Origin of the sequence: Dysosmobacter acutus, assembly GCF_018919205.1 — a bacterium.
In the GTDB taxonomy this organism is placed as follows: Bacteria; Bacillota; Clostridia; order Oscillospirales; family Oscillospiraceae; genus Oscillibacter; species Oscillibacter acutus.
Map to the genome: position 1 here is coordinate 3,091,082 of NZ_JAHLQN010000001.1, position 13,532 is coordinate 3,104,613.

Here is a 13,532-nt window from a genome sequence, read left to right on the forward strand (position 1 = left end):
TTAATCGGCCCGACAGTTTGTTGTTGACGGGCCGATTAAGCTGAACCGTGTCTTTGAATTTAATTCCGGATTGACGTTACTTTTTTTGCCCTTTCACAGGACCATAGCCATCCTCATATTGTGTTCCAATTCCAAAGCATCCCCAGAGGCAAGAGACAACTGGAACCAAATAGCAAAGAAATGCATATGGCATATACTCAACTGTCGCAACCCCAAGGCATGATGCAAATGTTACACCACAGAGTCCCCAAGGCACTAACGGGCTTGTACAAGTTGCGCCATCTTCACATACACGAGAACAGATTTGATTTTTGATATGAAGCTTTTTATAAGCAGGAAGCATCAGCCGTCCAGGCAGAAGAATTGCAACCATCTGGGATCCAGAGAGGAAGTTCACAATAATCCCAAAAATATTGTGGGAAATAATGACTCCTTTTGCCGTGGTCGTAAATTTTTTGAGTTTTTCAAGCAGAGACTCCATAACTCCTGTTTTCTCAAGAATTCCGCCAAAGGGCAATGCAATGTACCCCAGTGAGCAGGTCCACAGCATGTTCTGAATACCGCCGCGATTCAACAGCCTATTCAAAAATTCATTTCCCGTATCAATGCTGAATCCATAGTTCATTGTGCTCATCATTTCACCAAAGCTGTATCCCTTGACAATCATGGCAATGATCATTGCAACGATAGACGCGATTACCATAGTCGCAAGGGCACTTTTCTTTTTGATTGCCAAGAACAGGACGACGGCAAGGGGAATCAATGAAAGAAGCACATGTCCAGCAGAAACGCTCCAATTTGCAGAAACGCCTTTCAGGATTGCGTCAAAAGCCTCCTCATTGATAGAATCTGCTGAATAGCGCATTCCGATCAAGAAATAAATGATGATGCACACAATATAAGCCGGGAACGTTGTGACCATCATTGCCTTAATATGGTCAAAAATATTGCATTCGGCAACCGCCGGCGCAAGATTGGTGGAATCAGAGCAGGGCGACATTTTATCGCCAATTACTGCACCGGAAATCACGGCACCAGCCGTAATAGGAGCCGGAATGCCCAGTCCTTCTCCAATCGCCATAAAGGCTACGCCAAATGTACCGCCTGTTGTCCAGCTGGATCCGGTTACAATTGAGCATACAGAGCAAACCAATGCGGCAGTAACCAGAAAAAATTTGGGATTAATAATTTTCAGACCATAATAAATCAATGTCGGAATTGTACCGCAGGCAATAAGGGTTGAGATCAACATGCCAATAAACATCAAGATCAGCATCGGTATGATCGCGATGGAAGAGCCATGGACAATACCCTCTTCAATCGTCTCCCACTTAGTGCCTGTTGCCATAAGGATTACCGCAGTAAACACTATGGCAAAAATCATCGTCATATGAACGTCGGGGGATCCATATACGATCAGCTGCGCCACAAGAATAACGGAAAGAAATATAACAATTGCCAAGCTAACCCAAAACGGTGGCCTTTTAACCATCTCGGAATTCGAGGTTTTAGTTTCTTCCATAATAACGCTCCTTTTCTCATTATCTTCAATCAGTGATTTCTGGTAAATGATTTCAAGAGATATACGGTTTATCTATAGGTGTACGCCAAGAGTACGCCAAACCAGTCAATTCCTGCTGAGGGTTACGTATCAGCTTTATATTTCAGATCAGTGCTTGCCATATCGAAATAGGTATTTGGTAAATCGTGTAAAACCTTTCACTGCTGCAATTTGAAGATCACCAGTTGTGATTGCTCCCCAAATAGATCAGTATTCCGGCAATCAGGCGGTTTCTCCACCATCGATGGGAATGTGCTGTCCGGTGATATACTTTGCCTCGTCAGAGGCCAGGAAAGCATACAGCGCGGCCACCTCCTCGGGTGCAGCGTGCCGTTTCATGGGAATCGCCTCGTTGACCGCAGCCATCATTTCCTCAGTGTACTCAGCACGCTGCATAGGAGTCAGCACATAGCCGGGGCAAACGGAGTTGACCCGGATGTAAGGGGCAAATTCCAGCGCCAAAGTACGGCTGAATAAGATTACTCCAGCTTTCGATGCGTTATAATCTGCATAGTAGCGATGGGCTTCCATGCCATTGGTGGAGGCAGTCATCAGGATAACGCCGGACTTCTGAGGCAGCATGCGCTTAGCGGCTTCCATCGAGCATAAGAACATGCCATCCAAATTGATGCCCATGACCTTGCGCCACTGGGCAAAATCAGTCTCCATAAAGTCCTTGCGGATGCTGATTCCCGCATTGGAGACCAGAACATCAATGCCCCCGATCAGCGCATCCACTGTTTCAAACCCTCTGACAACACTTTCTTCACTGCTGACATCTACAGTAGCAGTACCAGCCAAACCCGAAATTTCTGTTTTGAGAGTCTCCAGAGCCTTGGCATTGATATCAAAGGCAACTACTTTAGCCCCCTCATCCACAAAGCGTTGTACGGTTGCCTTGCCGATGCCGCTGGCACCGCCAGTGACAACCACTCTCTTCCCTTTTAATTCCTCGTATTTCTTAACCATTTATAATCCTCCTATTCTTTTCACCAAATACCTATTTTGTCTATCGTGTTAACAGGAAAAATCAGTTTCTGGCAGAATCCGGCTTTTGCTGCCTATCTGAATGCTGTTTGCAGGGGGTGATTTGTTTATTTGGCTCAGTCTCTTCCGCCGTAATAGCTGCCTAAGGTATCCGCCGCCAGAATCGCGTTATAGATCAGTTCCGGTGTGGCCTTGAAAGGCTCGTTGGACATGATTTTGCGGCCGCAGGCACGCTCGGCGGCCAGCATCAATCTGTCGCGGTCCGCCTTGGCGTCGATGCCAAAGTCCTTCAGGCAGACAGGCAGGCCCAGCGCGTTGGTCAGCGCCACATAGTTCTTGACCTCATCCGCCGGATACTGACCCAGAACGATCTCTCCAAGGGTGGTAAAGGCCACGATCTCGCCGTGCTTGAAGGACTGGAGCTCCTCAAAGGTGTTCAGCATGCCGGTATCGATGGCATGAGCCGCTGCGCAGGAGGGACCTTCAAAGCTCAGGCCGGCCATCAGCAAAATGGCCTCCACCACCCGCTCAAAGGCAGGTGTGACCACTTTGGTCTCGCAGGAGCGGCGGGCCTCCAGGCTGTATGTAAAGAGGTTTTCCTTGCACGCCTTGGTCAGGACAGAGATGGTATGGGTACGGGCGCCGCCGTCCACCACCTTGGCTCTGGACTTATCGCAGGCCTCGCCCTCATACCAGGCCGCCAGCGCATCGCCGATGCCCGCCATCAGATGAGCCGGGGGCGCGGTGACGATCAGGTCCGTATCCACCAGCGTCAGATGGGGGTTGGCGGGGAATTCCAGCTCCACATCGAAGGTATGCTGTTCCGTATAGACCACAGAGGAGGAGGAGATGGGCGCGGTGCTACTGACCGCGGTGGGCACCACCACCAACTTGCAGTCACACTGGAAGGACGCCGCACGGGATGCGTCCACCACTTTGCCGGCGCCCAGGCCGATGATGGTGTCCCGGTTTTCCTCCTTGGCCTGTTCGGCAATCCGGGCAATCTCTTGATGGGTGCACTCTCCGCCAAACATCATTTTGACGCAGTCCACTCCGTGATCGCTCAGGCTCTGGCAGATGGTATCGGCACCCAGGGAGAAGGAAATCTCATCTCCCACCAGCAGGGCCCGCTTGCCGATCTGTTCCACATAGTGGCCAATTTCCTTCAGAGCGCCCTGGCCCTGGATATACTTGGGGGGAAATACGATTGCCTGAAACATAAACGATTCCTCCTATACCCGATTCAATGACTTGCGGCCAGTCCGGCTGATTCGAGCGCCGCCGCACTGCCCTGATAGTCCTCACTGGCGATACGGCCGTATCGCCAGTGAGGGCAGTTTTTATTCCGGTAAGAAACCTGTTATACCTTCTCCAGACTCTGGATGGGCTTGCTGATCCAGGGCTTATGAATTTCCCTGGGCTCCACAAAGTCGGGGTCGTCGATCTCCTTCATCAGCTCCTCAGGATTCTTGCGGGCAATGGTAAAGCCCGTATAGCCGTAGATGATTGAGAAGATTCCGCAGGACCAGTTGAGGAAGCAATATGGACCGTAGACCAGCGGTCCCACGCCAAGGAAGCCGGTCATGATGATGGCGCAGGTATTCCACGGCACCAGCGGCGATGTGATGGAACCCACATCCTCGCAGATCCGGGAGAGGTTCTGCATCATCATGCCCCGCTCGGCAAAGGGTCTGCGGTACATTCTGGCAGTCATCACGATGGCCACATAGTTGTCGGCCGCCACGATGTTCAGCAGCAGGCAGGTCAGGACCGCGCACAGGTACACAGTGCCGTCGCGCCGCACACGCTTCAAAATCGCGTTGATGATGGTGCGCAGCATGCCGGACACATCCATAACGCCGCCAAAGGCCAGCACGCAGATGATGAAGGACACGGTCCACATCATGGAATCCATGCCGCCACGGGTCAGCAGCTGATCCACGGCTTCAATGCCGGTCTCGCTGACATAGCCGTAGTGGAGCGCGTCGATGATATCCGCCAGGCCATGGCCCTGAATGATGGAGCAGATGGCGCCCAGGATGGAGACGCCCAGGATGCCGGGCAGTGCGGGGACCTGGAAGATGATCATCAGGATCACCAGCGCCATGGGCAGAAGCAGCCAGGGGGACAGCTGGAAGCTGCCCGCAATGCCGTCCAGCATGGCGTCGATGGCACCCATCTCCAGCGCGCTGGTGGGAGCGTATCTGAGGCCAAGGACAGTGAACATCACCCAAGTGAACACCACGGCCGGAGTGACGGTCCAGACCATGTGGCGGATATGGACAAAGATATTGACCTTGTTGACGCCGGAGGCCAGGCAGGTGGTGTCGGACAGAGGGCTCATCTTATCGCCGAAGTAGGCGCCGCAGATAACCGCGCCGGCTGTCATTCCCGGAGGAATGCCCAAAACGGAGCCCATGCCCATGGCCGCGATGCCCATGGTTCCGGCGGTGGTGTAGGTGCTGCCGGTGGAAAGGCCGGTGATCATGCAGATGATGTTGATGGTCAGCAGGAAGAACTTGGGATTGATGATCTTCAGCCCGTAGTAGATCATGGCGGGCACAACGCCGCCCTGAATCCAGGAGCCGATGACCATGCCGATGACCATGATGACAATGAGGGACTGAAGTGCCGCGGAGATGGTGTTGACAATGCCGGCCTCCAGCTCAGCCCAGGTCATTCCGGTTCTCAGGGCGATGATCGCCGCAATGGCCGTGGCCGCGATGAAGGGCATCTGGGCGTCTCCCTTGCCTGCCATGATGACATAGGAGACCATCACCATCATTGCAAGCATTGCGATCGTGGATTCCAGCAGGGTTGGGTCTCTTCGGACTCGCTGCTTTTTTTCTTTCGCCATTGTTCTTTTCCTCCTCTAAAAGCACACTTTATCTGATTGGATCTGCTTATGCCTTAACGGGATAGACCAGCTGCTGGCGGTATCCCGTGATGACACGGATATGGCCGGAAAGTCTTTGGCTGGTCGCCCCATCGTCCAGGTCGACAAAAAAGGGCGAACCGTTTAAATCTACTATTTTCTGCAAAGTTGCGATGACGGTGATATGCTCAGGGCCCACCATCTGAATGACGCGGCTGCTCAGCTGCTGGTTGCCCCGCCCAAAGAGGCACCCCTGGCCGCCGATGGGAGTGATGATCAGCTCAGAGCGCTTGCCCTCTATCAGGCGCAGCAGCTCCTCCTCGCCCACATCCCGGGCCACAATTTTTCGGTTTTGGATCACGTCCACGCCCAAAAGCGTCTTCTCCAGACCCAAATAGTCGGTGACGCACCGGGTGGTGGTGCCGGCGCCCAGGATATACAGGCAGTCCGGTTCCATGTGCTCCACGATCTCCGTGGCGATGGCGTTGAGGGCGGAGCGCTCGTTGGAGCTGCCGGCCTTGAGCTTTTGCACCATCTCCTCGGCAAAGGGCACCGGGAGGTATCCATAGAGCTTTGCGCTGACATGTCCGCTGCGGTAGGCCTCCTCGTCGATGTCCATCACCTCCAGCTCCCGGAGGGCGGTGATGCGCCCCTCTATGAACTGCGCGGCCAGGCGGCCGGCGCTCTGGGGGTTTTTGGCAAACACGGCGGAGTGAATCTTGACCCCGGCGGGGATCCCGATGGCCGGAATCTTCCCGCCGGTGGCCTGGTAGATGTTGCGGGCCGTGCCGTCTCCGCCGGCAAACAGCAGCAAATCCACGCCCTGCTCCACCATTGCCCGGGCCGCCGCCTCCGTATCCTGGGGCGTGGTGGGCTCGCTTACCGAAAGGGGAAGCACTTCCGGACTCAGCCCCGCGCTCAGGCACTCGCTCTGCCCCATCTGTCCGGGACAGGTGATCACCCGTGCCTTCCGCGCTCCGGCCGCCAGCGCCTCAAGCGCCGTCAGCGCCCGCCGCGGAGACTCCTGCTTCGCGCCCCGCTCCCAGGCCAAGCGCTGGATTTCAGGGCCGTCGCTGCCCTTGAGTCCAACCCTTCCCCCAATGCCGGCAAGGGGATTGACAATAACGCCGATTTTCTTCTCCTGTTCGTCCATTGCTTATCTGGTCTTGGCAACCTTCTTCTGATACATTTTCCAGGTGAACGCCCACTTGCTCTCGTCCTTCATGCCGCTGTCGTCTCCCTGGGCGATGGTGCTGTTGTGGGGTGCGGTGCGGATGATGTCCGGATTGGTGCGGGCTTCGTGGAAGAGTGTCTCAAAGATGGTGGCATACTCATCCAGATCGTGCTTGGAATAGGTCTCCGAGGGCTCCAGCGTAAAGGGCTGGGGCACCAGCCAGGGATGGTGGCTGGTATAGAAATCGGTGACGCCGTAGTCCACGATCCGCCGGGAAAGATCGTCGCTGGTGATACCCGTCTCCTCAAACAGCTTCTGCATGCTGTAGCGGACCTGCTCCACCCGGTGGTGGCCTTCGGAGTAGGGAATGGTGACTCCGTCGATTTTGCTGATCAGCGTCATCAGGTAGTTGTTGTTCAGCGTGGCGGTCTCGCCCACCTTCTTGATCCCCTCGGCGCCCAGGTTCATAATCCAGGCATAGGACTTGAGGACGATGTTGACGTTGCCCATAAAGCCCTTGATCTTGCCGATGCTGTCGGGACGGTCGTAGTCCAGGCCGTACTTTTCTCCGTCAAAGGTGACCACGGGGGCGGGCAGGAACTTCTCCAGCTCCTTTTTCACGCCGACGACGCCGCAGGCGGGGCCGGAGCCGCCGTGGGGGGCGGCGAAGGTCTTGTGCAGGTTGAAGTGACACAGATCAAAGCCCGCCTCTCTGGCCCGGGCAATGCCCAGAATGCCGTTGGTATTGGCCTGATCGTAGGCGCACAGGCCGCCCACCGAGTGGACCAGGTCCGTGAACTCCTTCATATGGGGGTTATAAATGCCCGTATCCTCCGGGTTGGTCATCATCAGACCCGCGGTGCGCTCGGAGAGCACGGCCTTGAGGGCCTCCACACTGGGATAGCCGTTTTCATCGGGGTACAGGGTGATCACCTTGAAGCCGGCCACGTTTGGCGTGGCGGCGTCGGCCGGGTGGGAGAAGATGGTGGTGATGATCTCATCGCGCTGCTCGCCCTCGCCCCTTGACTCATGGTAGGCCCGGATGATGCAGGCGTTTGTGAAAATGCCAGCCGTGCCGCCGCTGGGATGGAAGGAGAAGGCATCCATGCCGGAGATGGCGTGGAACAGCTCCTCGGAGCGGTGGACGATCTCCAGCATGCCCTGGACCGTGGACTCATCCTGGGCGGGATGGAGTTCCGTGACCTTGGGAGACTTCGCCAGCTCCTCGTCGATCTTGGGGTTGTACTTCATGGTGCAGGTGCCCTGCCCCAGGTCGATGTTCAGGTCGTTGCCCAGGCACATCTGGGAAAGGCGCATATAGTGACGGATCACCTGGGGCTGGGACATCTCCGGCAGGCGGGGCGCTTCCTTGCGCACCACGTTCTCCGGCAAAGACGCCAGCACATCGCCCACCGCCTGGGCCACCTTCTCCTCCGTCCGGGGGATCAGGATGCCCCGCTCGCCGGGGGAGGACAGGTCGAAGATCACAGGCTCATGCCAGGAAGCGGCGTGAAACTCCCGATTGATTCTGGTATTGTACATCATTTTATTTCACAGCCTCCTTCAGTGCGGCCGCCAGCTGTTCCAGGTCGGCTGCGCGGTGAACTTCAGTGATGCAGTAGAGCGCCGACTGCCCCAACTCGGGGAAGTCGCCGGACAGGTCCTTGCCGCCGAATACGCCCTGCTCCAACAGGATCTGGTTGATTTCCTTTACGCTCTTCCCCGTGGCGTTGAAATCCACGACAAATTCGTGGAACATGGGGCCGGAGAAGACGTCTGCCTTCACGCCGGGAAGCTCTCCGATCAGCTTCTTGCCGTAGCGGGCACGCTCCATCATGGTCTTGCCGATCTCGTACATGCCCTGGGGGCCCATGGTTGCCAGGTACACACCGGCGGTGATGCTGGAGAGGGTCTGGAGACTACCGGTGAAGTCCGGAGAGGTCTCACGCTTGATGTAAGAGCTGAACTGCTTGGTGGGCTTTCCGAAATAGAGGTCCCCGTTCTCCTCCGGGAACACGCTCAGCGGAGGAGAGGGATGCTGAATCAGGAAGCACTCGTCGTCGCTGGTGGAGATAAAGCCGCACAGGCCGCCGCCATAGTTCATGTGAAGGCCCAACGGCTGCACGTCGCCGCAGATGATATCCGCCTGATAGGATTTGGGGCTTGCAAGCACGCCCAAGGAGATGGGATTCACGCCCACCACCACAAGAGCGCCCTTCTCATGGGCCAGGCGGGCAATCTCCGCGCCCTGGGTCTCGATGACGCCGAAATAGGACGGGCACTCAAAGTACACGCAGGCGGTATCGCCGGTGAGCTTGGATTTCAGGTCCTCCAAGTCCAGAAGCCCGCTCTCCCGATCATAGGCCAGATCCTTCAGGTCCATGGCCGGACGGCAGAAGTTGTGCATGTGGGAGCGCTTGTCAGCGCTGATGCTGCGGGCGATCAGAGCCTCTTTGCGCCCTGTGATGCGGGATGCCATCAGCAAAGAGCTGCTTGCCGCAGCCAGGCCATCATAGGTGATGCTGACCACATCCGTGTCCAGCAGCTCCGCCATCATGCTCATGTACTCGAACATGGCCTGATACTTGCCCTGGTCGGCGTAGTAGCCGGCGTCATAGGCGGTGACGAATTCGCCGCGTCCGGCAATCTCGTTGCACACCGCGGGCACGTGGTGCTGATAGCACCCTGCGCCCAAAAAGTTTAGGTTCTCTCCGCAGGTCTTGTTTTTTGCCAGGATTTTCTCCACATGCTGCTTGAGCTCACACTCGGAGAGGAAGGGCTCGGGCAGGTCCAGCTCCTTTTTGAACTTGACCTCCTCCGGAATATCCTCATAGAGCTCTTCAATGTTTTTGATTCCAATGGTGTCCAGCATACTCTCCCTGACATCCTCCACTGAGTTTGGGATGTAGGGGTGGACAAAGGGCTTATTTTTCATCGGTACTCCCTCCTTTGAACATTACCTCCACTGATATTCAGATACCTTGGTCCGCGGGCTGCAAAGCATCCTTAATTCATGGCCGCTTTTTCCGCCGTTTTCTGCTCAGTCCCGCGCCCGGACGGCGCGGTTCCGTGGTTCCCATGGTCGACTTCTCTTCCTCGACCTCCCTTTGAAAGTCTTCATACCACTTTTTATCCTCATCGGAAATCGACTTCCGATCGAGATTGATGACGTGTTCCACAATGAATCGTTTGGACCCCAGTCCGATCAGCGCCACGGCGGCCAGGGCCCCGGCGATTCCCGCCGGATCGCCCCACCGCATGCCGGCGTAATGAAACACCGCCCCGGTCACAAGGCCGGCAAGGGCAAAAAAGCAAAGGACCAGTCTGTCAATCTTTTTGATCCGGATGTAGTCGATTCCGCTTCCGATCAGGGCGAACCCCAGCATCCACAGTGAAATCGGTATTTTTTCCGCCAGCATGGCCTCCCCCTCCCGCAGTTCCGGAATCCGGACTGCTCTTTGTCCTGATCCCCTTCCCAAGGAAGGGTCCGCGTGATCCGCTGAGCTTCTTACTCGCCCAGGCAGACCATCCGGCCGTCCTTCACGATCAGCTCATCGTCAAAGGTAATGGTGGGATTGTACTGCACCATGTCGATGTGCACCGTGGAGCGGGCGGGCTGTCCGTAATAAAACCCGTTGCCCATTGCGATGTGGCAGGTGCCACGGGCCTTTTTCTCCTCTTCAAAGTCCCCGTTGAACAAACACGCCGGGTTCAGGCCAATACCGATCTCTGCGATGTTGTCGGAGTCCTTGACCTCGCTGATCTGGCGGCGGATTTCACGGCAGATCTTGGCGTCGCCGCCGACCACTTCCACAATGCGGCCGTTCTCAACCTTCAGCTCCACCGGCGTGATGGGGCATCCGTAGTAGCAGATGGGGCCGTCGATCACCAGCTTGCCGTGGGTGGTGCCGATCACGGGTCCTAAGGAGACCTCGCCGTCGGACCAGGCCATGGCGTCGCCGGGATTGCGGGCAATGCCGCACTCGATGATGGGATCCATGTCGTTCATCTCCATGTATAGATCCGTGCCGGCCGGGGTGGTGATGTGCGCCTTCTTATGTCCACGCCAGATGGCCTGGAGCCGCTGGCCGTCGGCGTATACCTTCTCATAGTCCGCCAGGGCGCCGCCTCGGGTGAAGTTATCGATGCTGCGCAGGCAGATGGAAACCTCGCGCAGTTTCTTTTCGTTGATGAGTTCCTTCAGGCGGTTGTTGTAAATGGCGGCGCCGGACGCCGTGGTCATGCCCACGAATACGTCACAGGCCTCCATGGCCTTTTCCAGCGTCTTCGGGAAAATGGTGGCCTTGTCCTTCCCGCGGATGGGCATCATGCTGATGTTGTACTCCGCCCCGCATTTCAGCGCGGCCGCCGCCATGGCGTTGGCCATGCGCATGTCGGTTTCGGGATCAATGGCAATGAGAACCTCCTCGCCGGGTTTGACCGCCATCAAATTTGAGAGCAGGTAATCCGCGCGCTCCACGCATTCAATGATTCTGTTATCTTCCATCGGTATCTCCTCCTTGCATCCTTTGCTTCTTCTTGGTCGGTTGTTCCAGCCGACTGTAACTTCAGTATACTGCCGTTTTGGAGATTTTCAACCGAATATTTGCATTTTACGGAGTAAACCCATCTTTTTCTACATAGCCGTATAATTTGACATGTAAAACCGTCTTCTCTGTAAAGATGTACCAGTTTAATCCGGCATTTTCTTGTGCAATTTGACCATCATTCTGGAGTAAATACTCCAAATGCAGGATTCCGTTTGTCTGCTGCATTTTTTCTTTCTTCGCATTCAAAAATCAGGCGAATCTTCAGATATTTTTTGATGCAAAGCGATTATTTACGCAGGAAATTCGGCTTTTTCCGTCAAATAAGAGCTGTGGGGATACTGCTATCGTACCCGCACAGCCCTTATTTCTCTGCCGTATTTTGGGAGATGAGAAAAAAACTGCGCCTTCCGGCAGGAAGGCGCAGTCAAAATGGGAGGAATTACTTCATCAATTCGCAGACCAGGTCCGTATAGGCGGAGGCATCCTCCAGGGGAAGCCCCGCAATGAGCAGTGCCTGGTCAAAGAGGAGCCTTGCATACTTTTTCCCTTTTTCCGGGTCTGAGGACACCGCCTGCTCCAGAGCGTCAAATGCGGGATGGGCGGCGTTGAGCTCCAGTATGCGGTCGGCCTTCAGCGGCCGGTCCGGCTGCACGGCGGCAAAATACTTCTCCATCTCAAAGCTCAGCCCCGGGCCGGCAGTGAGACACACAGGATGGGACTTGAGCTTTTTGGAGAGCTTGACCTCTTTCACCCGGTCACCCAGGGCCTCTTTTACAAAGTCAAGGGTCTCCCGGTGGGCGGAGTCATCCTCCGGCTCCTTGTCCTCTCCTTCCAGCTCCAGATCACCATCCACCACGGAGCGGAACTCCTTGTCCTGATACTTGCCGATCATCTGAATGGCAAACTCGTCCACCTCATCCACAAAATAGAGCATCTCATAGCTCTTTTCCTTCAGAAGCTCCGTCTGGGGCAGCTTGTCCACGGCGGACAGCGTTTCGCCGGCGGCATAGTAGATCAGCTTCTGATCCTCTCCCATCCGCTCCACATATTCAGCCAGAGTGATTGGCTTTTCCCGGGTGGAGGAGTGGAACAGCAGCAGGTCCTGAAGGCTCTCCTTGTTGGCGCCGTAGTCCGCCACCACGCCGTATTTCAGCTGGCGGCCAAAGACGGAGAAGAACTTCTCATACTCCTCCCGGTCGTTTTTCAGCATTTTCTCCAGCTCGGAACGGATCTTCTTCTCCAGGGACCGGGCAATGATCTTCAGCTGCCGGTCATGCTGGAGAAGCTCCCGGGAGATGTTCAGCGACAGGTCCGGGGAGTCCACCACGCCCCGGACAAAGCGGAAATGCTCCGGCAGCAGGTCGGCGCACTTGTCCATAATCAGCACGCCGTTGGAATAGAGCTGCAGTCCCTTTTCAAACTCTTTGGAATAGAAGTCGTAGGGGGCGGCGGAGGGGATGAACAGCAGCGCCTTATAGGTCACGGAGCCCTCCAGGTCCGCGGTGATGACCTTCAGCGGCGGCGCGTAGTCCATAAACTTGTCCCGATAGAACTTTGCGTACTCCTCCTCGCTCACCTCGGAGCGGCCGCGCTGCCACAGGGGCACCATGGAGTTGAGGGTCTCCACCTCCCGGTAGGTCTCATACTCCGGCTTGTCGTCCGGGGAGCCCTCCTTGCGGCGACTCTTGGACACTTCCATGCGGATGGGGAAGCGGATGTAGTCGGAATACTTTTTCACCAGGCCCTGGAGTCGGTAGCTGTCCAAAAATTCGCTGTACCGCTCCTCCTCCGCGTCGGGCTTGATGTGCATAATGATGTCGGTGCCATGGCCCTCTTTTTCACATTCGGTGATCGTATAGCCGTCGGCGCCGGAGGACTGCCAGCGGTAAGCCGTGTCCTCGCCAAACTTCCTGGTGACCACTGTGATACGGTCCGCTACCATAAAGGCGGAGTAGAAGCCCACGCCGAACTGGCCGATCACATCGGTATCCGCCGCGCCCTCTCCAAGCTCCTGCTTAAACTGGAAGGAGCCGGAGGAGGCGATGACGCCCAAATTGTTCTCCAGGTCCTCCTTGTTCATGCCGATGCCGTTATCCGACACGGTGATGGTGCGCGCCTCCGGGTCCACACTCAGCTCAATTCGAAAATCCTCCCGGCTCATCCCCACCTGATCGTCGGTCAGACCGCGATAGCACAGCTTGTCACAGGCGTCGCTGGCGTTGGAGATGATCTCCCGGAGGAAAATCTCCTTGTGGGTGTAAATTGAGTTGATCATCAGATCCAACAGCCGCCTGGACTCTGCCTTGAACTGCCTTTTTGCCATGAATTGACACTCCTTTTTTCTCTTTTATTTTGTTCAATGAGGATTATAGCACCCCCGGGGAA

11 protein-coding genes are annotated in these 13,532 nt (G+C 55.9%); all 11 read right to left on the reverse strand.

The window, feature by feature from the left end:
* Nucleotides 1-76 precede the first annotated feature (76 nt).
* The 11 genes from nhaC (KQI82_RS15080) to htpG all read right to left on the reverse strand — a co-directional run bounded on the left by nhaC (KQI82_RS15080) (nucleotide 77) and on the right by htpG (nucleotide 13,470).
* A complete protein-coding gene (gene nhaC, locus KQI82_RS15080; protein WP_216633502.1) occupies nucleotides 77-1,522 on the reverse strand; it encodes a Na+/H+ antiporter NhaC in 1,446 nt (481 codons plus the stop codon).
* A gap of 261 nt (nucleotides 1,523-1,783) precedes the next feature.
* Nucleotides 1,784-2,530 carry an SDR family NAD(P)-dependent oxidoreductase gene (locus KQI82_RS15085; RefSeq protein ID WP_216633503.1) on the reverse strand — a complete coding sequence of 249 codons (747 nt, stop codon included), beginning with the start codon at nucleotides 2,528-2,530 and terminating at the stop codon, nucleotides 1,784-1,786.
* A 134-nt stretch (nucleotides 2,531-2,664) separates the two neighbouring features.
* Nucleotides 2,665-3,768: a glycerol dehydrogenase gene (locus KQI82_RS15090; RefSeq protein WP_216633504.1), complete on the reverse strand. Its 1,104-nt coding sequence runs from the start codon at nucleotides 3,766-3,768 to the stop codon at nucleotides 2,665-2,667.
* A 140-nt stretch (nucleotides 3,769-3,908) separates the two neighbouring features.
* Nucleotides 3,909-5,405 carry a Na+/H+ antiporter NhaC gene (nhaC, locus tag KQI82_RS15095; RefSeq protein ID WP_216633505.1) on the reverse strand — a complete coding sequence of 499 codons (1,497 nt, stop codon included), beginning with the start codon at nucleotides 5,403-5,405 and terminating at the stop codon, nucleotides 3,909-3,911.
* A 46-nt stretch (nucleotides 5,406-5,451) separates the two neighbouring features.
* Complete coding sequence (locus tag KQI82_RS15100; RefSeq protein ID WP_216633506.1) at nucleotides 5,452-6,576, reverse strand: ATP-NAD kinase family protein; 1,125 nt, start codon at nucleotides 6,574-6,576, stop codon at nucleotides 5,452-5,454.
* A 3-nt stretch (nucleotides 6,577-6,579) separates the two neighbouring features.
* Nucleotides 6,580-8,142, reverse strand: coding sequence for an aminomethyl-transferring glycine dehydrogenase subunit GcvPB (gcvPB, locus tag KQI82_RS15105; RefSeq protein ID WP_241426733.1), 1,563 nt, complete (start codon nucleotides 8,140-8,142; stop codon nucleotides 6,580-6,582).
* A 1-nt stretch (nucleotide 8,143) separates the two neighbouring features.
* Nucleotides 8,144-9,532 carry an aminomethyl-transferring glycine dehydrogenase subunit GcvPA gene (gene gcvPA / locus KQI82_RS15110; protein WP_216633507.1) on the reverse strand — a complete coding sequence of 463 codons (1,389 nt, stop codon included), beginning with the start codon at nucleotides 9,530-9,532 and terminating at the stop codon, nucleotides 8,144-8,146.
* Nucleotides 9,533-9,608: 76 nt separating this feature from the next.
* A complete protein-coding gene (locus KQI82_RS15115) occupies nucleotides 9,609-10,016 on the reverse strand; it encodes a hypothetical protein (RefSeq protein WP_216633508.1) in 408 nt (135 codons plus the stop codon).
* 89 nt (nucleotides 10,017-10,105) lie between these two features.
* Nucleotides 10,106-11,104, reverse strand: coding sequence for an aminopeptidase (locus KQI82_RS15120; protein ID WP_216633509.1), 999 nt, complete (start codon nucleotides 11,102-11,104; stop codon nucleotides 10,106-10,108).
* A 106-nt stretch (nucleotides 11,105-11,210) separates the two neighbouring features.
* Nucleotides 11,211-11,393 carry a hypothetical protein gene (locus tag KQI82_RS15125; protein ID WP_216633510.1) on the reverse strand — a complete coding sequence of 61 codons (183 nt, stop codon included), beginning with the start codon at nucleotides 11,391-11,393 and terminating at the stop codon, nucleotides 11,211-11,213.
* A 193-nt stretch (nucleotides 11,394-11,586) separates the two neighbouring features.
* Nucleotides 11,587-13,470 carry a molecular chaperone HtpG gene (gene htpG / locus KQI82_RS15130; RefSeq protein ID WP_216633511.1) on the reverse strand — a complete coding sequence of 628 codons (1,884 nt, stop codon included), beginning with the start codon at nucleotides 13,468-13,470 and terminating at the stop codon, nucleotides 11,587-11,589.
* Nucleotides 13,471-13,532 lie beyond the last annotated feature (62 nt).

Coding starts and splice junctions, on each gene's coding strand:
- nhaC (WP_216633502.1), bottom strand. CDS start 1,522: ATGGAAGAAACTAAAACCTCGAATTCCGAGATGGTTAAAAGGCCACCG.
- KQI82_RS15085 (WP_216633503.1), bottom strand. CDS start 2,530: ATGGTTAAGAAATACGAGGAATTAAAAGGGAAGAGAGTGGTTGTCACT.
- KQI82_RS15090 (WP_216633504.1), bottom strand. CDS start 3,768: ATGTTTCAGGCAATCGTATTTCCCCCCAAGTATATCCAGGGCCAGGGC.
- nhaC (WP_216633505.1), bottom strand. CDS start 5,405: ATGGCGAAAGAAAAAAAGCAGCGAGTCCGAAGAGACCCAACCCTGCTG.
- KQI82_RS15100 (WP_216633506.1), bottom strand. CDS start 6,576: ATGGACGAACAGGAGAAGAAAATCGGCGTTATTGTCAATCCCCTTGCC.
- gcvPB (WP_241426733.1), bottom strand. CDS start 8,142: ATGATGTACAATACCAGAATCAATCGGGAGTTTCACGCCGCTTCCTGG.
- gcvPA (WP_216633507.1), bottom strand. CDS start 9,532: ATGAAAAATAAGCCCTTTGTCCACCCCTACATCCCAAACTCAGTGGAG.
- KQI82_RS15115 (WP_216633508.1), bottom strand. CDS start 10,016: ATGCTGGCGGAAAAAATACCGATTTCACTGTGGATGCTGGGGTTCGCC.
- KQI82_RS15120 (WP_216633509.1), bottom strand. CDS start 11,104: ATGGAAGATAACAGAATCATTGAATGCGTGGAGCGCGCGGATTACCTG.
- htpG (WP_216633511.1), bottom strand. CDS start 13,470: ATGGCAAAAAGGCAGTTCAAGGCAGAGTCCAGGCGGCTGTTGGATCTG.